This is a genomic window from Serratia sp. CY33525 (genome assembly GCF_052169115.1).
GTDB classification, from domain to species: domain Bacteria; phylum Pseudomonadota; class Gammaproteobacteria; order Enterobacterales; family Enterobacteriaceae; genus Serratia; species Serratia sarumanii.
On the sequence record NZ_JBJNLK010000001.1, the window covers coordinates 493,517 to 515,568 of the forward strand.

The window sequence follows — 22,052 nt, forward strand, 5'->3', positions numbered from 1 at the left end:
TCAGAATGATGAATTTATTCAGCCGGGGCGAGCGGCCGGCAAGGCAGCAACAATGTGCGCATCAGCATGTCGGCCGGCAGCGAAGACGGCAGCTGTATTTGGCACTGTGCGGCGCCATTCCAGTGGACCGTCATGGTTTCACCGGCGTTGATGCCGCTCAGGTAGACGCTGCCGCCGTCGTTGACGATGCCGGTTTCCTGTTTGCGGGCGTTCAACACCGTAGCGCCGAACGGCGGCGTACTGCCGTCCGCCAGTTTGACGATCGCCATTGCCTTCTCACCGGCGATCACATCGAACTTGCGGTAGCCAATCGCCCCTTCCGTCAGGGTGGCCTGCACCACCGATCGGGTGGCCTCGGCGTTGTCTCCCAGCTTGTTCAGATCGATGCTGGCCTTGTTGCGGTAATAGCTGTTGACGTCCGCCACCACCGCCTTGCCGAAGCGGTTGGTGCTCACGGTGCTGCCGTAGCCGCGCACCGGTACCCCGGCTACGCCGTTGGTGTCCAGCAACAGGCGCGTACCGCCCATAACGGTAGAGCGATGCAGCGCGCCGCCTTCCTGCGTGACGGTCATCCCTCCCTGCGCGGACAGGCCAACGGCGCTGTAGCGCCCGGCCTGATAGCTGGCGTTGGCGCTCAGACGCGCCACGTCGCCCTCGTGGTTGTAGTAGCCGTTCAAATTGGCGCCGCTCCGCGCGCTGCCGGCGCTCACCTGATAGTTGTTGTGTTCGTCGACGCGGTTGTAGTACCCCACGCGATGAGTGTTGTCGTTGCGATTCACCGTGGTGTTGTAGCTGAGAGTGGCACCATTGCCCCACGGCATTGACAGCGACAGATACATGCCGTCGTCGTTGGTCTCGTTGTAACGGTTGCGATAAGCCGACAACGACAGGCTTAGGTTTTTGAAGTCGCCGATGTCGAAATAGCGCGACGCCGTCAGGCTGTAACGGTCATTGGCCGGGCGATCCCAATAAGTCTGATGGTTGTAGTTGAGGTAGGTGCTCAACCCCCAGTCGCGGAACTGCTTGTTAAAGGTGATGGTGTACATCTCCTTGTTGTTGCCGACCCGATTACCGTAATAACGCGCGTCGAGGTATTCGCTCATGCTCATGTAGTCTTCTTCCGAGAAACGGTAGCCGGCGAAGGTGACCTGGCTGTCCAACTCATCGAAGGTTTTCGAATAGCTCACCCGGTAAGAACCGCCGCTCAGCGTTTTTTCCTGCTGCGGCAGGCGCGCCCGCGATTGGGTGGCGTCGAACGACAGCGCGCCGAACATCATCAGATCGCGCCCCACGCCCAGCGAAAGGGCGTTATAATCGCCGCCCGCCAACGCGCCGCCATACAACGACCAGCCGTTGCTGATGCCCCATGAGAATTCGCCGGTGCCAAACAGCGGCCCGCGAGCGTGGTGTTGCCAGTCGGACGGCTTGCCCGCCGCCAGTTTGAAACGCCACGAGCCCGGGCGGGTCAGATACGGAATGCTGGCGGTGTTCATCTTGAACGCCTGTACGCTGCCGTCCTGTTCTTCCACCCGCACATCCAACTCGCCGGAGATGGCGTCATTGATGTCCTGAATACGGAACGGCCCCGCCGCCACCTGGGTTTCATAAATGACCCGCCCCTGCTGACTGATGGTCACCTTGGCGTTGGTTTTGGCCACGCCGACCACCTCTGGCGCATAGCCGCGCAGGTTGGGCGGCAGCATATTGTCGTCGGAGACCAGACTCGCGCCTGAAAAACGGAAGCTCTCGAAAATGCCCGAATCCAAATAGTCTTCACCCAGCGTCAGGCGCGAACGCAGCGCGGGGATGGCGCGGTAGGCGTAATAGCGGCTCCACTCCAACTTCTTATCGGTAGGCTGCCCGACACCGGTTTGATGGTTAAGCTGCCCCTGCCAGTCGGCGCGCAGACGCCAGGCGCCGAGATTGGCGCCGGCGGTACCGTTGCCGCTGACGCTATACTCGCGAGTGCCCTCCTTTTGCTGATGCCGGCTTTGAGCATTGAGGTTATAGTCGAACAACAACCCCGGAATGCCCTCATCCCAGCGCGACGGCGGATCCCAGTCTTCCGAGCTGTACTCCATATAAGCCTGCGGCACGCTCAGATAGAGCGCAGCCGTCGCAAGATCGCCGCGCGACGCCATGCCTTTCAGGCTGGATTCGTCCAGACACTCACCCTGATGCCACCAGCTGAGCGATCGCATCATCTCTTGCTTCAGCCCCAATTGTTCGACCAACGCTTTGGTGATGCAGGCCCGGCTGCCGTCCGGATCGCTGTCCGGCGGATAAAACGATATTTTTTGCTCCGGCAGTTCGTTTTTATTGATATGAACCACCATGCTGTAACTCCCCGGCATAATGTAGCCGCTGCGGGAAAATTGGCTTAGGTCGATATTTTTCCGATCGTTAACATCCAGAATGTCGGTATTAAATTGAATACCGTCTTCAGCGTAAACACGCGTTGATGAACTTCCCAGTGCCAGCGTGATACATAACCCCAAAACCTGAAATCGAAATAGCTTCCCAGCAGGTGATAACATCATATCCCTAACCTTTATCGTATATTTCCGTCGTTGCGGCCCACCGTAAGCCGTAATAAAAACTTCAGTAATAATCCAGCTTGAAGCGCACCGCAGAAAAATAGCTTCCGGCATGCAGCGGTTGCTTATTGGCAACCAGCTTGATGGAATAGTTGAGCGACATGCTTCCTGGTGAAATATCGCCACGTGGCAAAGGCACACCGGGCGCCGCGATATTCCCTTGGCCATCGGATATTTGCAGCGCCACACCCTTCGCATCTCCGCGCACGCCGAATAACTCGCCATCGGCATCGCCGTCAAAAACAACCTGGAATTGCTTCCAGTTCGGCAAATTGGGCTTTGGCCGTTCAAACGTGCAGTTGATTAATTCGATGGTGAATGGGCGCGTATTGCCCTGTCCATCGCGCGCAATATTTCCCAGCGGCAACACATCCATATCGATAGTCTGATCGCGACTGCCGGCGGCAATGGCGCAAGCGGTATCGATAATGGCTCCTTGCATATTCACTCGCCCCCATCCCTGAACCTTGGGAGCAGCCTGAGTGGCCGGAATAACTAGCATGGTCATCAATATGAAAGGAGACACTAAATGGTAAATAAACCGGTTCATTGAATACCCCTGACAAATACCCTTCATCCTGGGAAAATGCATGCGGGATATCCCGCATGCATAAAAGACGTCACGCCAATGGCGATGAGACTTATTGGTAAGCCAGTTTGAAATCGGCTACGGCGGTGAAATCACCTGGAACCACGGTGGCGGAAGCGCCGTCACCCTGCAGGTAAGCGGCGAAGCGCAACGTGTTGTTGCCGTCGTTCAACGTCTGAGGAGCCGTTGCGGTGCCCAGTTTGATCGGATTGCTCGCCATGTCGGTAATGGCGATGCTGGCGCCGCTGGCGGTACCGATGATGCCCAGCAGATCAGGATTCGCGGCAGAAGCCTTGCCGTCAAAAGTGGTGGTGACGGTTTTCAGGGTGGAGGTGTCGCACTGTTCCAGTTTAATATCGAACTGACGCGGCGCTGATTTGCCGCCATTTTTCAGCGCGACATTGGAAATCTGCCCCATTTCCACAGTTTGATCGGCCGATTCAGGCGCAATGGAGCAAGGAGCATCAATAATAGAACCGGTAAAAGTCACTTTGCCATGACCCTGATCGGCGGCATTCGCCAGAGAAGACACGCCAAACGCCAGAACAGTTGCCAGCATGATTTTGTTCAGTTTCATAATTCACTTATTCCTTTAATATTGTGTAAAAAGCGCAGGATTGCTCCCGTTCCTTTAACAGCCATTTATACATTCCAGAATGAATAACGGTATTACTCTTCGCCAAAAAGAAAGACGTCGCAATTGTGAAATCGCGACTGTCAATTCATTACCACCCAATTAGGGTTATAAACGAATAGCTAAACAGGCAAAAAGAAAAACACGCTTAAATAAAGATCGTCTAAAGACTTACCCTTCAGAGATATTTAAAATAAGTTCCGTCTTACCCGCTCATTTTGGCCTGGTTATTCTTACAAAAACACTCACACCTTGGAAAGCCATTTTAATCAAAACCAATAAATACAAAATATAAGCCCAAAAACCACGAGACGAATATATTTTTGCGAGACAACAGATCGTAAAAGCAATAACACCAGTCAATTGTATCGAAAAACATATTTTCCACGACATTAACGATCGCCATTTTGCTATTTGCGTTATAATGCGCCGACAAAGAGAAGGAATACTTAACGATCCGAACAGGTGAAAACCAGGCTCGGAAGTACACCATGGAGCAAAACAATGAAATACAACCAATACACACAGCCGGCCGGGCCCCCGGCAACGGCATTCTCCATCCTGCCCCTTGCACGCCGCCGGGTTATAGCGGCGAAAATATCAGGTTCAGACGGCCGTCCGGGAATAGCTCAGGAGCGTCTTGTCGGCAACCGGCACTATTCTCTGACCCATCTTTTACCGCTATATCAAAACTCACCTGAAGTTTAAGGGAGGCTTACATGGCAAAACGCATCTCAAAACAACAAGAATTGCAGAACCTGCAGCAACATTTACTCACGACGCTACACAACCTGTGCCCTTCAGCCAGGGAAACGCCGCCGCCGCCCCCCGGCGAATGGCCCACCACGCGCCAATTGGCCGAGTCCAACGACTTGACGATTTATCAGGCGCGCAATTTGCTGCTGAGCCTGGCGGGCAAGGGAAAAGTGCTGGTCACCCAAGGCCCTGTCAATAACTCACTGCGCTGGTATCCTTCGACTCACCACTCCTGACGACGCCATTTTCTTGTCGGCGGCCGTTCAATCGGCGCCGGCAGTTCCCCGATAATACACGGTTAACCTTTCCTCTCTCGCCTCATCCGCGGATATTTCCACAGCCAGCGCCCGCTGACCATGCGCCAATAGAACAAGGCGCCGCGCACTGCCCAATCGAGGAACATCCCCAACCAGACGCCCACCACGCCCATGCCCAGTTCAATGCCCAGCGCGTAGCCCGCCACCACGCGGCAGCCCCACATGCCCAGCATCGTCACCCACATGGCAAAGCGGGCATCGCGCGCGCCTTTCAGCCCGGCAGGCAACACCCAGGAAGCGGCCCAGATCGGCATAAAGGCGGCGTTGAGCCAAATCAGGGTTTTCACCACCGATTTCACGTCATCCTGCGAGGTATAAAACGCGGCGAATACCCCGGCCAGCGGCGCCGTGCCCCAGGCGATGGCGGTTAGCCCAAGGGTAGACAGCCAGAAAATATGACGCAGCTGCCGCTCCGCCTGGCCGATCTCGCCTTTGCCGAGCCGCCGGCCGACGATGATGGTCGAGGCCGATCCCAACGCGTTGCCCGGCAAGTTGATCAACGAAGCGATGGAGAAGGCGATGAAGTTACCGGCGATCACGTTGGTGCCCATGCCGGCGACGAACATCTGCGTCAACAGCTTGCCGCCGTTGAACAACACCGATTCAACGCTGGCGGGAATGCCGATCCCCAGCACTTCCCACAGGATGCTCATCTTCAGCGGCGTGAAATAGCTTTTCAGCGTGATGTGCAGCGCCGGGTTAAAACCGATCGCCAGCACATAGAGAATGGCGATGGCGCCGATATAGCGGGAAATCGTCAGCCCCAGCCCCGCGCCGACGAAGCCCAGCCCGTGCCAACCCAGCATGCCGTAAATCAGGATGCTGCTGATGATGATATTGAGGATATTCATGCCGCCATTGATCAGCAGCGGGATCTTGGTGTTGCCCGCGCCGCGCAGGGCGCCGCTGCCGATCAGCGCAATCGCCGCCGCCGGGTAGCTCCACACCGTGGTCTGCAGGTAAGAGAGCGCCAGCGCTTTCACTTCCGGCGAGGCCGCGCCGGCGATCACATCGATGATCGGTTCGCCCGCCAGATGAATGCCCGCCGCCAACAGCAGCGCCACGCCGGTCATCAAGACCAACGACTGACGCGCCGCCGCCCGCGCGCGCCTGCGATCCCGCTTGCCGAGGCTGAAGGCCACCACCACGGTGGTGCCGAGATCCACCGCGGCAAAAAAGGCGATGATCACCATGTTGAAGCTGTCCGCCAGCCCCACCCCGGCCATCGCCTCTTTGCCGAGCCAGCTCACCAGAAAGGTGCTCAGCACCCCCATCAGCAGCACGCAGGCGTTCTCCAGGAAGATCGGCACCGCCAGCGGCGTGATCTCGCGCCAGAACAGCACGCGGTAGCTTTTCCGTTTGGCGTACCAGGGCGTATTTTCCACGCGCTGACGCAGGGCGGCATACAGGTTCAAGGTGGGCTCGGTGGATAAAAGTGAAACATCATTTCAAATGATGATCGATAAATCGTTATCCTGCAAAGAATTTTTGGGCGCCCGTGACGAGCACCCGACAGGCTTGCCGCAACGCTACTCCATGTAGTCTTCCTGATCGGCCTGCGCCGCCGCGATAAAGCGCGCGGTGCTGCGGCTGAGCGTGGCACATTTATCCGTCAGCAGCTGATTATCCTGTTGCAGAGCCAAATAGCGCGCCTGGGTGAGCGCCGGCAGCTGCCGATACCCTGCCGCATGCGTGTCCCAGCCGCGGTGCTGCGCCGTACGCATCGCGGTGCGCTGCAATTTCACATCGTCCGGCACTTCGCTGCGCCCGCACGCCACGCGCAGGAAATGCCCGCCGGCCAGCATCAGAGCGATGTGATCCAACTGCGCCTGCAGCGGCGGCGCCGGTTTATGCGCCGTCTGCTGACAACCCGCAAGCAGCAACGCCACCGCGCCGCAAAGAGAAGTGCGAAACAGAGTAGACATGGGCGCTCCCGGAAACCTGTGGGTGATGCAATGATCTTAGGTGAGCGAATGCCGGGCGGCAAGGCGGGCTACACGCTTAGCGCCGGCCGCTGCTGACCTTGGTGGCGCGGGCGGGGTTGCCGGCGACGAACTCCAGCGTGGGGGAATAGTAAAACGGCAGCCAGGCGTTATAGCCGCTCTCCCACTCCCATTTGACCGGGCAGGGCCACAGCATGTCTTCATGCAGGATGTAATAGATCCACCGCCCGGGCGGACGGCGCGGTTTGCGCGTTTTCATAGCGGGTTCGACGGCCTGATGGAATGCGATAGGGTGAACTGCTGCATTTTACCGCGATTTGGGTCGCGGGGACAGCCTGCGTTGCCGTGCGCAATGCCCGCCGAACCTCGCCCGCTGATTCGGCGTAAAGCCCGCCGTTTTACTGATCCAGAACATCTTTCGCATTCACCTTGCTGATATATTGATTGAAAATCATTCCTATTCAGGAGGAAGGGTCATGGTTAAGTCACTGAATGCGGCATTCACGCGCCTTTTTGATCGCCCGGACGCCGGTAAGTTGGCGCTCAGACTGACCTTCGGCGGGCTGATGCTGTTTCACGGCGTGGCGAAAATTCAGCATGGCGTCGGCTGGATCGCCGATGCGTTACAACAACAGGGGCTGCCCGCCTTCATCGCCTATGGCGTGTATGTAGGGGAGATCCTGGCGCCGATACTGATCGTTTTGGGGCTGTTCACCCGCCCCGCCGCGCTGGTTTACGCCCTCACGCTGGTGGTGGCGTTTCTGATGGTGGGCACCGGCAAGGTGTTTACCGTCACCGACGTCGGCGCCTGGGGCATTGAAAACGAACTGGTGTTCTTTATGGGTGGGGTCGTCATCCTGCTGCTGGGCAGCGGGAAATACGCGATCGCGCGCAATGAAGCCTATCGGTAAGCGGCACTGTAAAGGAGGTTCCTGATTCGAACCTCCTTTTTGCATGCCTAAGGTTTGGCAAGCAGCGTGTTCGCCATGAAAGACAGTAAGGCGGTCGATTGAGGGTAGGCTGCACGGTTCTCGGTAACCTCGCGATCAAACCGCCAGTTCATGATGTAAACCACAGGCGCATTGGGATATTGGTTAATAAAATCCCAATACAGTTGAATTTGCGCGTGCAGTTGCTGGTCGTTCATTCCTAACGATGCCGTGGAAGGCGGTACCAACACCCACTTTTGTCCGGCTGCGCTTATCGGCGCCAGGCGGTTGTAGGTACTCCACATATCCGCCACCGACCAGTTGTAGTTATCCACCCCAACCCAATCGGGCGTGCTTTTTACGTTGGCCGGACACGCGGTCGCAGGCGCGCCCTGCTGTATTTCACGGATCCATTCGGCGTTGTTGGCATGCCGGTAGGACAAGATGGTGTAGATGGGGATCGCGACGCCATACTGCTGCATGGCCTGCCGCAGGGTGCAAACATAGCTTGAATATTGGTAAGCGTCGTATTTCCCCGCGGTCTGTAACGCGGGAACGTCGAACGGCTCATCGATAAAATAAATGGCACCGGGCTTATGTTTGGCTTCGGCGATCTTTTTCACCGCCGTCCAAATGGCGTTCCAGGAACCCGCGGCCTGACAACTGCCGTTCGAGTCTGCGCCAGGGCAGATATCGATAAACGGCGATCCCGAGACCGCACCCGAACCAGCCTGAATGTTCACGGCGCAGGTGCCACCGGCGCAAACGGGCAGATTGAGGCTTGCCAACGTGTGCACCACGTTCAGATTGGTCATACTGAAGCCGGTGCCGGTAATCGCCTTAAGCGCCTCTGTGGCGCTGAAAGACGGCGTGGCAGTTTCATAAAAGTCCAGCCAGTCATAGCCGTAATACTTGATATTGGCGTTGGGGCCAGCCGCCAGAGCGTTGGCGCCGATCAGGCACCAGCACAGCAGTGCAAAACGTTTCAGCATACTCTTCTCCTTCAAACCCTCGTCGATGTTAGCCAAAGGTGGGCGGCAAACGGCGCCGACCACCGGAAACACCATCGTGACACCGGCTATCGACGATGGCCCGCCGTCTGTGTTGTGCCGCTGCAGAACGAACGCTGAGTCAGGTCGTCGCGTCGGTTTTCTTACCGAACGGCGAGGAGATGCGGGTAAAAAAGGATCGTAGAAGAGCCAGGCGGAGACCGGCGGGAATCAAGCCTCATAATATAAACCGCCGGCTATCGGCCATTAACTCTCGGCCAGGCGGTACACCGGGACCTTGCGCGTCGTGCCGGTCAGGGTGTCGAAGATCTCGGTTTCCGCCGTCACGATCGCCATGCCGGTTTTTCTTAGCCTGCGCACCTCGGCGGCAATGCGCTGGATGCCGAACCAGAACAATCCATCCAGCGCCGTTACCGGCAGCCCCTGCTCCAGCGCCAGCTTGAGCCGCTCACGCGGCGCTTTGAGCGCCTTGGCGATTTCCCGGTAAGGCAGCGCGTCCACGCCCGACGCCGAGGTTCGATGAATACGGGTCGACAGGCTGTACTGAAAGGCCTCCGGCACGCCGCTCAAATCGCTTTTCAGGCTGTAGACACAGCCGAAACGCTTGCCGTTGAACACCACATTTTTTTGACTTATCGACAGCTCATCGCGCAGGCCGGCGATCAGCTGCGGCGCCCGCACCAGCAATAAGCGAAACGGCAATTCGAAACTGGTCACATAGTCCACGTTGAGCAGCGCAATGCGCAGACGCTCTTCCGCCCCGGCCTGCGTCTCGCGGCACTCGTTCAGCACCTCACGCCACTGGTGCGCAAGCCGCGGGGCCTCATCCAGCGGCGCGAAATGGTATTTCTCGATGTGATAGTCGATTTTCTCGTTCATGTCCGTTGGCCCCCGCGTCAGTCATCTTTGCCAACAGCAAATTACCTTACCCGCGGGCAACAGTACAACACCGCATGACTCACCTGGCGCGGTAAAAAACCGGCGTTAACTCCGGCAGGTACCCAAAGTTCAAGATTAGTCGTGCAACAGCAGCGATATCTCTTCGGCGGCCGAGCGCAATAAAGGCAAGTGGTGCTGATACAAACGCTCTGCGGAAACCTGGCTGGCATGCACACCGACGTTCAACGCCGCGGCGATACGGCCGTCCGGCGTGGTGAGCGGCACCGCCAGTGAACGCAGACCAATCTCCAGTTCCTGATCGTTGATGGCATATCCCTGCTGACGCACGCGCGCCAGCTCTTCCCGCAATGCGCTAACGCTCACCAGAGTATGGCTGGTGTAACGCAGTTGCGTCAGCCGCGCCAAATAGTCATTCAACGGCTCATTGGCGAGCCCGCTCAGCAGAACCCGCCCCATCGACGTCGTGCTGGCAGGTAAGCGACTGCCGACGTGCAAATCAATGGTCATGATCCGCGAAGTCGATGCGCGGGCGATATAAAGAATGTCATCACCGTCCAATATGGCCATGGAACAGGACTCATTGAGCGTCTGGCTGAGTTGCCTCAACACCGGTTGCGCGGCGTTGGCCAACGGCGAAGCCGCCAGCCAGTTATGGCCCAGCGACAAGACGCGCGGGCGCAGCTCATAATTCTTGCCGTCTTCCGCGTACACAAAGCCCAGTTTACTCAGGGTGTAAAGGCAGCGGCGCACCGCCGCGCGCGGAATGCCGGTACGCTGGCTAATCTGCGATACCGACATCAGCCGCCGCTGCGGCGTAAAAGCCTGCAGAACTTCCAATCCTCGCGCCAAAGAGGCCATAAAGTCGGGATCCCCCTTCCAGGGATCGGTGCTGCTGCGCGTAATTTCCTGCCCTTTTTCCATTCTCGTTACCCCGCTGTCTGCCTGAAATTTCGGTGTGCCGACGATCACAGCCTGCGAACCTTTGTTAAACAATAGCCGATAATCGCACACTTTTTCGATAATCGGTATTGTTTGCCTGAAAGGGACGATCTACTTTTCCCATTGACGATAGACACTCCCCCCGGCGGGCATCGAACAAAAGGAACAACAGATGATCGATAAAAGTGTGGCCACCCTGGAAGATGCCGTGTCCATCATTCCGGACGGCGCGAGCATCATGATTGGCGGCTTTGGCCCCGCGGGACAGCCGCTGGAACTGATCGATGCGCTGATTGAACGCGGTGCCCGCGAGCTGACGGTAATCAGCAATAACGCCGGCAACGGCGACAGCGGCCTCGCGGCTCTGCTCAAGACCGGCTGTGTGCGAAAGATGATTTGCTCCTTCCCGCGCCAGGCCGATTCGTGGGTCTTCGACGATCTTTATCGCCGCGGCGCGATCGAACTGGAACTGGTGCCGCAGGGCAACCTGGCGGCCCGCATGCAGGCCGCCGGCAGCGGGTTGGGCGGCATTTTCACCCCAACCGCCTTTGGCACGCCGCTGGCGCAAGGCAAAGAAACGCGTGAAATCGACGGGCGTCATTACGTGTTTGAAACGCCCTTAAAGGCGGATTTCGCCTTGATAAAGGCCCATCGGGGTGACCGCTGGGGCAATCTGGTTTACCGCAAAGCGGCGCGTAATTTTGGCCCGGTGATGGCGATGGCCGCCGCCACGACGATAGCGCAGGTCGCTGAATTGGTGCCGTTGGGCGCACTGGATCCGGAAAACGTGATAACGCCGGGCATCTTCGTCCAGCGCCTGGTGGCGGTGGCGCGCCCCGCGACCTTTTCCCTCTCTGCCTGAGGAGTAGAACATGCAAAAATTAACCCGCGACCAATTAGCCCAACGGGTGGCGCGCGATATTCCGGAAGGCGCCTACGTCAACCTCGGAATAGGGCTGCCGACCCGCATCGCTAACTACCTGCCCGCCGACAAAGAAGTGATTCTGCACAGCGAAAACGGCCTGCTCGGCATGGGGCCGTCACCCGCGCCGGGCGAAGAAGATCCGGAACTCATCAACGCCGGCAAAGAGCTGGTGACCTTGCTGCCCGGCGGCAGTTATTTCCATCACGCCGACTCTTTTACCATGATGCGCGGCGGCCATCTCGATATCTGCGTGATGGGGGCGTATCAGGTCTCGGCTGCCGGCGATCTGGCCAACTGGAGCACCGGCGCCGAAGACGCGATCCCGGCGGTGGGCGGCGCCATGGATCTGGCCATCGGCGCGCGCAAAGTCTATGTGATGATGGACTACCTGACCAAGACCGGCGAATGCAAGCTGGTGGAACAGTGCAGCTACCCGTTGACCGGGTTGGCCTGCGTCAGCCGCATCTATTCGGATATGGCAATCATTGATATCACCCCGGACGGCCCGCAGGTGCTGGAGCTGTGTCCGGGGCTCACCTTTGACGCGCTGCAAGCGTTAACCCCGATACGTTTACTGCAATCTGACCTGATCCCCGCTTGAGGAAATCGCCATGCAACAGGCTTTAATCTGCGATGCCGTTCGTACGCCCTTTGGCCGTTACGGCGGCGCATTATCCGCGCTGCGCGCCGACGATTTGGCCGCTCTGCCCCTGAAGGCGCTGCTTGCCAGGCTGCCGCAGCTGGATCCCCAGGCCATTGATGACGTTATTCTGGGGTGCGCCAACCAGGCCGGTGAAGACAACCGCAACGTGGCGCGAATGGCGCTGCTGCTGGCCGGATTGCCGCACTCCGTGCCGGGCACCACCCACAATCGCCTGTGCGGTTCGGGATTGGACGCGGTAGGGATGGCGGCGCGCGCCATTAAATGCGGCGAAGCGGAGGTCATCATCGCGGGCGGCGTGGAAAGCATGTCGCGCGCACCCTTTGTCACCGGCAAAGCGGACAGCGCCTTCAGCCGATCGCTGAAAATGGAAGATACGACGATGGGATGGCGCTTTATCAACCCGCAAATGCGCGCTCAGTTCGGTGTCGAAACCATGCCTGAAACCGCCGAAAATGTGGCTCGCGAATTCGCCGTCAGCCGCGCCGATCAAGACGCCTTTGCATTGCGCAGCCAACAACGCACCGCCCGCGCTCAGGAGCTGGGCCTGTTTGATGAGGAACTGATCGCCGTCAACATTCCGCAACGCAAAGGCGAACCGCTCAACTTGGTTCGCGACGAACATCCCCGCAGCACCTCTTTGGCCGCGCTGTCCGCACTGAAGGGCGTCGTACACGCCGAGGGGAGCGTCACCGCCGGCAACGCCTCGGGCATCAACGACGGGGCCAGCGCCCTGCTCATTGCCAGCGAACGCGCGGCGGTGCAGTATGGACTCGCCCCGCTGGCGCGGGTGGTCGCCATGTCCGCCTGCGGCGTAGAGCCGCGCATCATGGGTTACGGGCCGGTTCCCGCGGTCCGCAAGGTACTGGCGCAAACCGGTTTGAGCCTGGCGCAAATGGACGTCATCGAGTTGAATGAGGCCTTTGCCGCCCAGGCGCTGGCCGTGATGCGCGCCCTGGGGTTACCGGATGATGCGGCACAGGTCAACCCTAATGGCGGCGCCATCGCGCTGGGCCATCCTCTGGGCGCATCCGGCGGCAGGCTGGCTATGACCGCCGCTTATCAGCTGCGTCGCACCGGCGGGCGCTTTGCCCTGTGCACCATGTGCGTAGGTGTTGGGCAGGGCGTCGCCTTGATTCTGGAACGGATATAACCAATGTCACTCTATAGCGCAATGTTTATGACGTCGCCATTAACGCCCTGCTTCAGCGATACGGCCCTGCTACAGGGCATGCTCGATTTCGAAGCCGGCCTGGCGCAAGCCCTGGCATCTGCAGGGATTATCGATGACGAGTCGGCTCGAATCATACGCAGCCACTGCCGGGCGGAAAAACTCGACGCCGCCGCGCTGGCGCAGTCCGCCGGATTGGCGGGCAACTTAGCGATTCCGCTCGTCAAACAGTTGACGGCGCTGGTGGCTCAACGCTCGCCGGACGCGGCGCGCTTCGTTCACTGGGGGGCAACCAGTCAGGATGCGATTGACAGCGGGCTGGTGCTGCAACTGCGCAGCGCGCTCAACCAAACCGACACGCTGCTCAATCATCTGATTGCGGCGCTGACGGCGCAATGTCGGCGCCATAGCGCAACGTTAATGGTCGGCCGCACCTGGCTGCAACACGCGTTACCCACGACGCTGGGGCTGAAGCTGGCCGGCACGCTGGACGCCTTGCTGCGCTTTCGGGTTCGTCTGGCTGAGATGCGGCCACGCGTGCTGGCGCTGCAATTCGGCGGTGCCGCCGGCACGCTCGCCTCATTCGGCGAGCAGGGAGAACGCGTCGAGCAGGCGCTGGCGGAAGCGCTGGCGCTGCCGCGCAGCGCCACGCCGTGGCATACCCAACGCGACCGGTTGCTGGAACTGGCCGGCTGGTATGCCGGACTCACGGGCACGCTCGGCAAGCTGGCGCGTGACATGTCGCTGTTGATGCAAACCGAGGTCGCTGAAATCAGCGAACCTTCGGCTCCGGGTCGCGGCGGCTCCTCCACCATGCCGCATAAGCGTAATCCGGTACTCTGCGCCGCCATCCTCAGCGCGGCTAACCGCTTGCCTGCGCTGATGGCGGGATTGTATGCCGGCCAGGTGCAGGAGCACGAACGCGCGCTGGGAGGCTGGCAGGCCGAGTGGCAAAGCCTGCCGCAGCTCCTGGTGCTGAGCGGAGCGGCAATGGCGCAAAGCCTTGACCTCGTTAACGGCCTGGAGGTGCATGAAGCGGCGATGCGGCGCAATCTGGCGCTGACGCAGGGGCAGATCATGGCTGAATCGGTTTCCCTGGCCTTAGCCCCTCTTCTCGGCCGCCAGCAGGCGCACCAGCATATCGCGCAATGTTGCCGCCAGGCTCAGGCAACGCAGCAATCCCTGTTAACCCTGCTGTGCGCCGATGCGGAAGTCTCTTCCCGACTCAGCCGGGAAGCTCTGGAGACGTTGCTCGATCCGGCCAATGCCACAGGCAGCGCACAGCGTTTCATTCAACAAGTTCTGGCATCGGCCGAAAAGGAGCAATGATGTTGAATTATGTCCTGGAAGGGCCCGAAAACGCCCCGGTCATTCTGTTCAGCAACTCGCTGGGGACGTCATTGGCAATGTGGCAACCGCAGCGCGACGCGCTCATCTCCCACTATCGCATTCTGCGCTACGACGTTGCCGGCCACGGCGCATCGCCGCCCGGTGAACAACCCGGATCGCTGGCGCTGCTGGGCAGACAGGTGCTGTCATTGCTGGACGCTCTGGCGATTGAGCGCGTCCATTTTTGCGGTATCTCCATGGGGGGGTTAACGGGATTATGGCTGGCGCGTTTTCATCCCGAGCGCTTGCTGACGTTGACCATCGCCAATAGCGCAGCAAAAATTGGAACGGCGGCGAATTGGCGACAACGCGCCGCGCAAGTGCGTCAGTCGGGGATGTCCGCCGTCAGCGATGGCGCAGCATCACGCTGGTTCACGCCGGCATTTTGCCAATCCGCCCCCGCCAGGGTGCAAGCATTATTGAATCAGCTGACGGCCTGCGATCCCAACAGCTATGCCGCTTGCTGCGAAGCATTGGCAAACGCCGATTTACGCGCCGAGCTGGAAGGGATCCTCGTGCCGACGCTGATTATCGCCGGACATGACGACGCGGTAACCACCGTCGATGATGCCAAAGCGTTAGTGGCGGGCATTCCCGGCGCTCAATGCGTCATCTTGCCCGCCTCTCACCTTTCCAGCGTCGAGGCCTGGCGGGCATTCAATCGCACTTTCCGGACCTTTTTGGATGAACAGCTCACGCAGCGGCAACGCTATCAGCAAGGCATGACGGTGCGCAGAGCCGTATTGGGCGATGAACATGTCGATAATACCCTCGCGGCGCTGTCGCCGTTCAACGAGGAATTTCAACATTTCATCACTCGCTACGCCTGGGGGGAAATGTGGACGCGTCCGGGTCTGTCGCGCCATACCCGCAGCCTGATCACCATCGCGATGTTGATCGCCTTGAATCGCGAAGCTGAACTGAAAATGCATATACGAGCCGCCTTCAACAACGGCGTCACGCGCGAAGAGCTCAAAGAAGTCCTGATGCATGCGGCGCTTTACTGCGGCCTGCCCGCCTCGAACGCCGCCTTTCATTTGGCGCAATCCGTCTTTGCCGAACACGATGCCGGGCAGCCGCCGGTCGAATAGAACAGCCGTTTATACCGGCACATCCAGTACTCTCTGACGCAGCGCTGCGACCAGGCGCTGCTGCTCAGGGGGCGTGAACGCCTCTTGCCGGGTAATGATGCCCAACGGTTCTGCCATTCCCTGAGTAGGCAACGGCAGCGCACGCAGGTGATTGCCGAACAGATCGTCGCGCACCGCGCCGTAAGGCACCAGCCAAACATAGCCATACTGCAACGTCAGGCAGCGCGCCAGCGTGACCGACAAGGTCTCGACGCAGCCTTCCGGCACGGCCAGCCCGTGGCTGACAATGAGCGCCTCCGCATTCTGGCGCGGTACGGTCCCACGCGGTGAGAGCACCAATGGCCAACTCAGGGCCTCCGCCAGCGTGACATCCGCATGCAGCAGCGGATGATGGGGGGAAACCACCAGCCGCAGCGTTTCATGATACAGCAGCTCGAAATTGAGCCCCTCCATGCGAGAGGGGTCTGACATACGCCCTATCCCTAAGGTTAATTGCCCGGATCTCACCGCCATCATCAGCGCATCGTTGGCCAGCGTCGAAACCTGCATGCGCCAACCTGGCGATTGCTGCTGCAACCCCACCACGACCGGCGCGACCAAACTCACCAGCGTGGTGGGCAGCGCCCCGATATGCAGCGGCGCCGGCAGCGCCTCGCTGTCCGATGCGACCGTACGCCCCAACACATTCAGCGCATCCAAAACGCGCCCCGCATCCTGCAGGAAACGCGCCCCGGCGGCGGTCAGCTCTGCCCCCTGCCGGCTGCGCGAAAACAGGCGCTCGCCGGCCAGGCTTTCCAGTTCATTGAGCGTTTTGGAGAGGGCGGGCTGCGTGATGCCCAATTGCTGTGCGGCGCGCACCAGCGTCCCCTGCTGCGCGGTAGCGACAAAGGCGTGCAGATGACGCAGGCGGATGCGTTGGCTAAAGCGAGAAGTCATGTTCATGATTTATAGTATTAACTTGCCGCCGACGCGGCAAGCTCATTCACAGGGCAAACGGAGGTCAAATATCAAAAAAAACGGTCTCGTTCTCGCCCTGTAGCCAGATATCGAAATGGTATACCGTCTGATCACCGCGCTGCCGCCTTTGCGCCAATAACGTGCCGCGCCGTTTCTCCCATTCAATGAGGTTCAACACCGGATCTTCAGCGTTCGCCGCCTGCTCGTCGGCGAAGTAAAGACGCGTGTTCAACCCGATGTTGATGCCGCGGGCCACGATCCATAAATTGAGATGAGGCGCCATCAGCCGGCCGTCGCGCCCCATCACTCTGCCCGGTTTGATCGTCTCAAATTGCCACAGGCCGCTGGTGAAATCCGAACAGGTTCGCCCCCAGCCGCGAAAAGCGGGGTCGTCGGGTTTATCTCGTTGGCCGTCGGCGGGATGCTGATATCGCCCGGCGGCGTTGGCCTGCCAGACTTCAACCAGCGCGTCTCGCACCGGCGTGCCGGTACCGTCATAAACATGCCCTTCCACCACGATGCGTTCCCCGCGCGTTTCCGGTTGCGTCAACACATGGGTGAAATTACGCTCAAAAATGTCAAAACCGGCGGCATGCGGCGCCAAACCGATGTGCACATAAGGGCCGGCGGTTTGCGAGGCCGTTTCAGACAAATACTTTTTCATCACGCGGCTCCCTGTGTACGGTTCTCAAACCACGTGGCCCGATGGCCGCGCAGCACCAGATCGAAGCGGTAGGCCAGGCTGTCCAGCGGCACGGCGGCGTGCATATCCAGCTCGGCAATCAGCGTGCGCATCGCATCGTCGCTGCCTACCGACTGCAAGATGGGGCAACGAACGAGCAACGGATCGCCTTCGAAATACATCTGCGTGATCAACCGCTGCGCGAACGCCTCGCCGGAGAGCGAGAAGTGAATATGCGCCGGACGCCAGTCGCTGACCTGATTGCGCCAGGGGTACGGGCCCGGCTTGATGGTGCGAAAACAGTAATACCCGTTGTCGTCGGTCAGCATCCTGCCGCAGCCGCCAAAATTGGGATCGATAGGCGCCAGATACTGATCCTTCTTGTGACGATAGCGCCCTCCCGCATTGGCCTGCCATACCTCGACCAGGGCGTTGCGCACCGGCGCACCGAAGGCATCGCGCACATATCCATGCACGATGATCCGCTCGCCGATCGGTAAGCCGTCTTTGGCGTAGTTCAGAATCAGATCGTGATCAATCGGGCCGATATCCGTTGGCGTGAACACGGGTGCGGTCAGTTCAGACAGCGAGTTTTGCAATGAAATTAATGCATTGCGCGGCGATCGCAGCACGCTGGTTTTATACAGCGGCGCCAGCGCAGGCGGGTGATGGCTGTAATCGCGATGCACCAGTTCTCGCGCCATCCAATCACTTTTCATCCCGGTATCCTTATTATTTGAGGGTACATGTCGACAGAGTGTAGGAAGCGCAATATGTAAAAGTAAAGTGAGAAAACCGATCGCTTTATATAACTAAAAGTCATGGAATGTTCTGAATTGACGAAACATTTCATTTGGTCCATAACAGGTTTCAATTCCCGTCGGTGGTCCGCCTCGCTACTGAATGGTCGCTTTCAGGTCATCCATGACCGCTTAACTGGAGGCAATGATGAAACGTTCTATCGCGACGGTCTCGGTATCGGGCTCGCTGCCGGAAAAACTGCGGGCTATCGCCGCCGCAGGCTTTGATGGCGTCGAAATTTTCGATAACGATCTGGTCTATTACCCCGGTTCACCGGCGCAAATCCGTGAGCTGTGCGCCGAACTGGGCCTGGAAATTTTGCTGTTCCAGCCGTTTCGGGACTTCGAAGGCGGCTCGCGCGAAAGCCTGGCGCAGAACCTTTCACGCGCAGCGCGCAAGTTCGACGTCATGCAGCAATTGGGCTGCTCGCGCATGCTGCTCTGCAGTAATGTCTCGCCCGACAGCAGCGAAGACATGGCCACGCAAGTGAGCGATTTGCGCGCGTTGGCGGAGTTGGCCGCCGAGTATGATATTACTGTCGGTTATGAAGCGCTGGCATGGGGACGTCACGTGAACCTGTGGCGCGACGCCTGGGCGCGGGTTAAGGCCGTAGACCATCCGGCGCTGGGGATCATTCTCGATAGTTTTCATATCCTGTCGCGCGGCGATAATCTTGACGGCCTTGATGAAGTCCCGCCCGAAAAAATTGTGTTTGTACAACTGGCGGACGCCCCGCTGCTGAAGATGGACGTGCTCGCCTGGAGCCGCCATTTCCGCTGTTTCCCCGGCCAAGGGGAGCTGAACCTGGCTCAGTTCATGACTCAACTTTCCGCGCATGGCTATCGCGGCGCCTGGTCGCTGGAGATATTTAACGATGGTTTCCGCGCCTCGCCGGTGCTTCCCACGGCTCAGGACGGTTTCCGATCGTTGTTGTGGCTGGAGGAACAAACCTATGACTGGCTGGCCAAACAGCCTCTGCTGCCCAACGCCATGGCCTCGCTCATAGAACATTCATTATTTCATTCAGAAGCGCATCCCCCCTTGCTGGCGCTGGAGTTTATCGAATTTGCCGTCTCGCACAGCGATGGGCTGGCGATGGGCCAATGGCTGACGCAGTTGGGATTGGTTCACGCCGGCGAACACCGCTCCAAAAGCGTCGCCCTCTATCGCAACGGCAAAGTGAATGTCATTCTGAATGCCCAACCGGAAAGTCAGGCCAGCGGCTATTATCACTTGCACGGCATTTCTCTTTGCGCCGTGGCGTGGCGGGTTCGCGGCGTAGCGCGTATACTGCAACGGGCGCAAGACTACGGTTACGCCCTCTGGCAAGGAGAAACCGGCCCCAACGAGCGGCAAATTCCCGCCCTGTGCGCACCGGACGGCAGCCTGATTTATCTGGTCGAGGCGGACGAAGATCCCAAGAACGATATTTATCACACCGATTTTCATCTGACTCATCGCAGCGCGCCGCCGCCTGCACTGCAGAGCATCGATCACCTCGCGATAGCGCTGACGGACGAATCTTGCGGCAACTGGATCATGTTCCTGCGCAGCGTGCCGGGTTTTGTGCAGGACAACGAGTGGGAACTGCCCGATCCGTTGGGTTTGGTGCGCAGCCGCGTGTTGCGCAGCCCCAACGACGCCATCCGGCTGCCGCTGAATATGTCGGTGAGCCGGGAAACCCAAATCGCCCAGGCATTAACCACCTATCAGGGCGCGGGATTACAGCATGTCGCCTTTGGCTGTAATGATTTGTTCAGCGTAGTGAAAGCGGCTCAGCAGCGTGGATTAAAAACGCTGAGCATCCCCGATAACTACTATCAAGACCTCAGAGCGCGTTTCGATCTTGATCCCGTTTTCCTTTCGCAGCTGCAAGCGTTCAATGTGCTCTACGATCGAGACGAGCAAGGTGGAGAATTACTGCACGTCTATACCGTCGCCTACGAGAAAGGGCGCTTCTTCTTCGAGTTACTGGAACGTCGGGGCGGCTACCGCGGCTTCGGGGCCGTCAACGCCCCGGTTCGGCTCACCGCCATGCGTTAACCGTGCGGGCCATCAAGGCCCGCTCATTCTTTCATCTTACTGAAAAGATTAATGATCACGCTCACACTCTCAACCGCTTCCCGCTCAGACATTCCCACGGCAATCCCTTTTCATAACATAAGGTTAACATTCCACCCTCACTTCCCTCTCACCTCATCGTCCGATAAACGCACATTATTTCGATAATCGACATTTATTGCCCCGCCAACGGCTGCTTATAGTGATGACACTCAACTACTGCACCGGGAGCCCCCCATGTCGGGAAACAACGCAATCAATGTTCGGGCGCTGATCGACAGCCGCCCCTTAGGGAAATGGCAAAAGATGGTCGTGCTGCTCGGCTTTTGCATCATTGCTCTGGATGGATTCGATATCGTTATCATGGGATTTATTGCGCCAGAGCTTAAGGCCGATTGGCAAATCACTAATCGCGAGCTGGGGCTGGTGATCAGCGCGGCGCTGATTGGCCTGTCGCTGGGCGCGATGCTTTCCGGGCCATTGTCAGACAGGTTCGGCCGCAAAGTGGTCATCATCAACAGCGTATTCTTTTTTGGCGTTTGGACGCTGGTGACGGCGTTTTCTCAAAATATGGAGCAGATGATGTTATTTCGCCTGCTCACCGGCTTGGGGCTGGGCGCCGCCATGCCGAATGTCGGCACCCTGGTGGCGGAATTCGCGCCTGCCCGGCGCCGCGCTTTCTTGATTACCGTGGTCTTCTGCGGCTTCACCTTTGGCGCCGCCTTGGGCGGATTCGCCGCCTCTTGGCTAATGCCACGCTTCGGCTGGCATTCCGTGCTGCTGCTCGGCGGGATCTTGCCCCTGCTGTTCGCGCCCGTGCTGATGGCGGCGTTACCCGAATCGGTGTGTTTCCTGGTGGAGAAACGGGCGAAGAACGACGGAATTCAGCGGATTTTGGCGAAACTGGCGCCCGACCTCGATCTTCGGCACAGCACCATCATATTGCCCCCGCCAAACCAGGCCTGCGCGCACCCCATCAAATTAGTGGTGAGCTCGCAGTATCGCTTCGGCAGTTTAATGCTGTGGGGATCGTATTTTTCCGCGCTGTTTCTGTTCTATACGTTGGGCAGCTGGCTGCCGTTGCTGATTAAAGACGGCGGCTTCAACGTCACGCAAGCGGCGATCATCACCGCCCTGTTTCAGGCGGGCGGCACGCTGGGCTCACTGTTTTCCGGCTGGCTGATGGACAGGTCCGAACCGCATCGCGCTTTGGCGTCCATTTATGGGATGGGGGCGCTGTTCACCCTGCTTATGGGGCCGGCGATGGGCTACCCCGTCCTGATGGGAGGCTGCGCGATGGCGATCGGATTCTGCATCGGAGGAGCCAACACCGGCATGAATGCCCTGACGGCCAGTTTTTATCCCACCGAAGCCCGGGCTACCGGCTCCAGCTGGATGCACGGCATCGGTCGTTTGGGCGCCATATTGAGCGCGCTGGCCGGCGCTGAAATGCTGGCGCTCGGTTGGAGCTTAAGCACCATTTTCACCGTGCTGGCGCTGCCGGCGCTATTGACGGTGGCGATGATCGTCGCCAAAGGGCGCCATCAAGTTCGCCAAGCGGCAGGGCATGGGTATACGGCTTACCTTGACGCACGTTCAAATGACATGCGCTGAACGCGCGGAGTAGCCCCCGTTTGAACAGCGACGACAGGATAGCGGGAATGACATTCCCTCCCTTCCTTTCTTCGGTACAGACGCCT

21 protein-coding genes are annotated in these 22,052 nt (G+C 58.9%); 9 read left to right on the forward strand and 12 right to left on the reverse strand.

Annotated elements, in window-relative coordinates; all coding sequences use genetic code 11:
- Positions 1-14: 14 nt before the first annotated feature.
- The 3 genes from ACJ8IM_RS02375 to ACJ8IM_RS02385 all read right to left on the reverse strand — a co-directional run bounded on the left by ACJ8IM_RS02375 (position 15) and on the right by ACJ8IM_RS02385 (position 3,763).
- Positions 15-2,540 (reverse strand): outer membrane usher protein, encoded by a 2,526-nt coding sequence (locus tag ACJ8IM_RS02375; protein WP_049197304.1) that lies wholly within the window; start codon positions 2,538-2,540, stop codon positions 15-17.
- A gap of 61 nt (positions 2,541-2,601) precedes the next feature.
- A complete protein-coding gene (locus ACJ8IM_RS02380; protein ID WP_101455510.1) occupies positions 2,602-3,147 on the reverse strand; it encodes a fimbrial protein in 546 nt (181 codons plus the stop codon).
- Positions 3,148-3,238: 91 nt separating this feature from the next.
- Complete coding sequence (locus tag ACJ8IM_RS02385) at positions 3,239-3,763, reverse strand: fimbrial protein (RefSeq protein WP_033653555.1); 525 nt, start codon at positions 3,761-3,763, stop codon at positions 3,239-3,241.
- Between the two features lie 776 nt (positions 3,764-4,539).
- Between ACJ8IM_RS02385 and ACJ8IM_RS02390 the strand changes: the two genes are divergently transcribed.
- On the forward strand, positions 4,540-4,812 hold the full coding sequence (locus tag ACJ8IM_RS02390; protein WP_033647885.1) for a hypothetical protein: 273 nt from the start codon (positions 4,540-4,542) through the stop codon (positions 4,810-4,812).
- A gap of 62 nt (positions 4,813-4,874) precedes the next feature.
- Here ACJ8IM_RS02390 and ACJ8IM_RS02395 read toward each other — a convergent pair whose 3' ends face one another.
- The 3 genes from ACJ8IM_RS02395 to ACJ8IM_RS02405 all read right to left on the reverse strand — a co-directional run bounded on the left by ACJ8IM_RS02395 (position 4,875) and on the right by ACJ8IM_RS02405 (position 7,095).
- The gene (locus ACJ8IM_RS02395) at positions 4,875-6,308 is read right to left on the reverse strand and encodes an EmmdR/YeeO family multidrug/toxin efflux MATE transporter (protein ID WP_033653553.1); all 1,434 of its coding nucleotides are present in this window, start codon (positions 6,306-6,308) and stop codon (positions 4,875-4,877) included.
- Positions 6,309-6,422: 114 nt separating this feature from the next.
- Complete coding sequence (gene gspS, locus ACJ8IM_RS02400) at positions 6,423-6,818, reverse strand: type II secretion system pilot lipoprotein GspS (protein WP_033653552.1); 396 nt, start codon at positions 6,816-6,818, stop codon at positions 6,423-6,425.
- A gap of 76 nt (positions 6,819-6,894) precedes the next feature.
- Positions 6,895-7,095 carry a hypothetical protein gene (locus ACJ8IM_RS02405; protein WP_015378375.1) on the reverse strand — a complete coding sequence of 67 codons (201 nt, stop codon included), beginning with the start codon at positions 7,093-7,095 and terminating at the stop codon, positions 6,895-6,897.
- 217 nt (positions 7,096-7,312) lie between these two features.
- Here ACJ8IM_RS02405 and ACJ8IM_RS02410 point away from each other — a divergent pair, with 217 nt between their 5' ends.
- Entirely contained in the window at positions 7,313-7,747 is a 435-nt protein-coding gene (locus ACJ8IM_RS02410; RefSeq protein ID WP_033635133.1) for a DoxX family protein, read from the forward strand.
- A gap of 47 nt (positions 7,748-7,794) precedes the next feature.
- Here the strand turns inward: ACJ8IM_RS02410 and ACJ8IM_RS02415 are convergent, their stop codons facing one another.
- From ACJ8IM_RS02415 to ACJ8IM_RS02425, 3 genes are all read right to left on the reverse strand, one after another.
- Positions 7,795-8,757, reverse strand: a complete 963-nt coding sequence (locus tag ACJ8IM_RS02415; protein ID WP_033635134.1) for a hypothetical protein — start codon at positions 8,755-8,757, stop codon at positions 7,795-7,797.
- A 264-nt stretch (positions 8,758-9,021) separates the two neighbouring features.
- The gene (locus tag ACJ8IM_RS02420) at positions 9,022-9,654 is read right to left on the reverse strand and encodes a helix-turn-helix domain-containing protein (RefSeq protein ID WP_033647887.1); all 633 of its coding nucleotides are present in this window, start codon (positions 9,652-9,654) and stop codon (positions 9,022-9,024) included.
- Between the two features lie 135 nt (positions 9,655-9,789).
- On the reverse strand, positions 9,790-10,596 hold the full coding sequence (locus ACJ8IM_RS02425) for an IclR family transcriptional regulator domain-containing protein (RefSeq protein WP_033635136.1): 807 nt from the start codon (positions 10,594-10,596) through the stop codon (positions 9,790-9,792).
- 190 nt (positions 10,597-10,786) lie between these two features.
- Between ACJ8IM_RS02425 and ACJ8IM_RS02430 the strand changes: the two genes are divergently transcribed.
- The 5 genes from ACJ8IM_RS02430 to pcaDC are packed head-to-tail and all read left to right on the forward strand — an operon-like array spanning position 10,787 to position 15,851.
- The gene (locus ACJ8IM_RS02430) at positions 10,787-11,476 is read left to right on the forward strand and encodes a 3-oxoacid CoA-transferase subunit A (protein ID WP_033647888.1); all 690 of its coding nucleotides are present in this window, start codon (positions 10,787-10,789) and stop codon (positions 11,474-11,476) included.
- A 10-nt stretch (positions 11,477-11,486) separates the two neighbouring features.
- The gene (locus ACJ8IM_RS02435) at positions 11,487-12,140 is read left to right on the forward strand and encodes a 3-oxoacid CoA-transferase subunit B (RefSeq protein ID WP_033647889.1); all 654 of its coding nucleotides are present in this window, start codon (positions 11,487-11,489) and stop codon (positions 12,138-12,140) included.
- Between the two features lie 10 nt (positions 12,141-12,150).
- On the forward strand, positions 12,151-13,353 hold the full coding sequence (gene pcaF, locus ACJ8IM_RS02440; RefSeq protein WP_101455511.1) for a 3-oxoadipyl-CoA thiolase: 1,203 nt from the start codon (positions 12,151-12,153) through the stop codon (positions 13,351-13,353).
- A 3-nt stretch (positions 13,354-13,356) separates the two neighbouring features.
- Complete coding sequence (locus ACJ8IM_RS02445) at positions 13,357-14,700, forward strand: 3-carboxy-cis,cis-muconate cycloisomerase (RefSeq protein ID WP_049197314.1); 1,344 nt, start codon at positions 13,357-13,359, stop codon at positions 14,698-14,700.
- Positions 14,697-15,851, forward strand: a complete 1,155-nt coding sequence (gene pcaDC, locus ACJ8IM_RS02450; RefSeq protein WP_060437760.1) for a bifunctional 3-oxoadipate enol-lactonase/4-carboxymuconolactone decarboxylase PcaDC — start codon at positions 14,697-14,699, stop codon at positions 15,849-15,851. Before ACJ8IM_RS02445 ends, pcaDC begins: the two co-directional genes overlap by 4 nt.
- Before the next feature lie 9 nt (positions 15,852-15,860).
- On the opposite strand, the gene ACJ8IM_RS02455 is transcribed toward pcaDC, so the two are convergent.
- Genes ACJ8IM_RS02455 through pcaH form a run of 3 tightly spaced genes read right to left on the reverse strand, consistent with a single transcriptional unit; the run spans position 15,861 to position 18,209 of the window.
- On the reverse strand, positions 15,861-16,793 hold the full coding sequence (locus ACJ8IM_RS02455) for a LysR substrate-binding domain-containing protein (RefSeq protein WP_033635142.1): 933 nt from the start codon (positions 16,791-16,793) through the stop codon (positions 15,861-15,863).
- Between the two features lie 58 nt (positions 16,794-16,851).
- On the reverse strand, positions 16,852-17,472 hold the full coding sequence (gene pcaG / locus ACJ8IM_RS02460; RefSeq protein ID WP_033635143.1) for a protocatechuate 3,4-dioxygenase subunit alpha: 621 nt from the start codon (positions 17,470-17,472) through the stop codon (positions 16,852-16,854).
- Positions 17,472-18,209, reverse strand: a complete 738-nt coding sequence (gene pcaH, locus ACJ8IM_RS02465) for a protocatechuate 3,4-dioxygenase subunit beta (RefSeq protein ID WP_033647894.1) — start codon at positions 18,207-18,209, stop codon at positions 17,472-17,474. Before pcaH ends, pcaG begins: the two co-directional genes overlap by 1 nt.
- 229 nt (positions 18,210-18,438) lie before the next feature.
- Between pcaH and ACJ8IM_RS02470 the strand changes: the two genes are divergently transcribed.
- A complete protein-coding gene (locus tag ACJ8IM_RS02470) occupies positions 18,439-20,334 on the forward strand; it encodes a bifunctional sugar phosphate isomerase/epimerase/4-hydroxyphenylpyruvate dioxygenase family protein (RefSeq protein WP_101455512.1) in 1,896 nt (631 codons plus the stop codon).
- 255 nt (positions 20,335-20,589) lie between these two features.
- Complete coding sequence (locus tag ACJ8IM_RS02475) at positions 20,590-21,966, forward strand: MFS transporter (RefSeq protein WP_101455513.1); 1,377 nt, start codon at positions 20,590-20,592, stop codon at positions 21,964-21,966.
- The last annotated feature ends 86 nt before the right edge of the window (positions 21,967-22,052 follow it).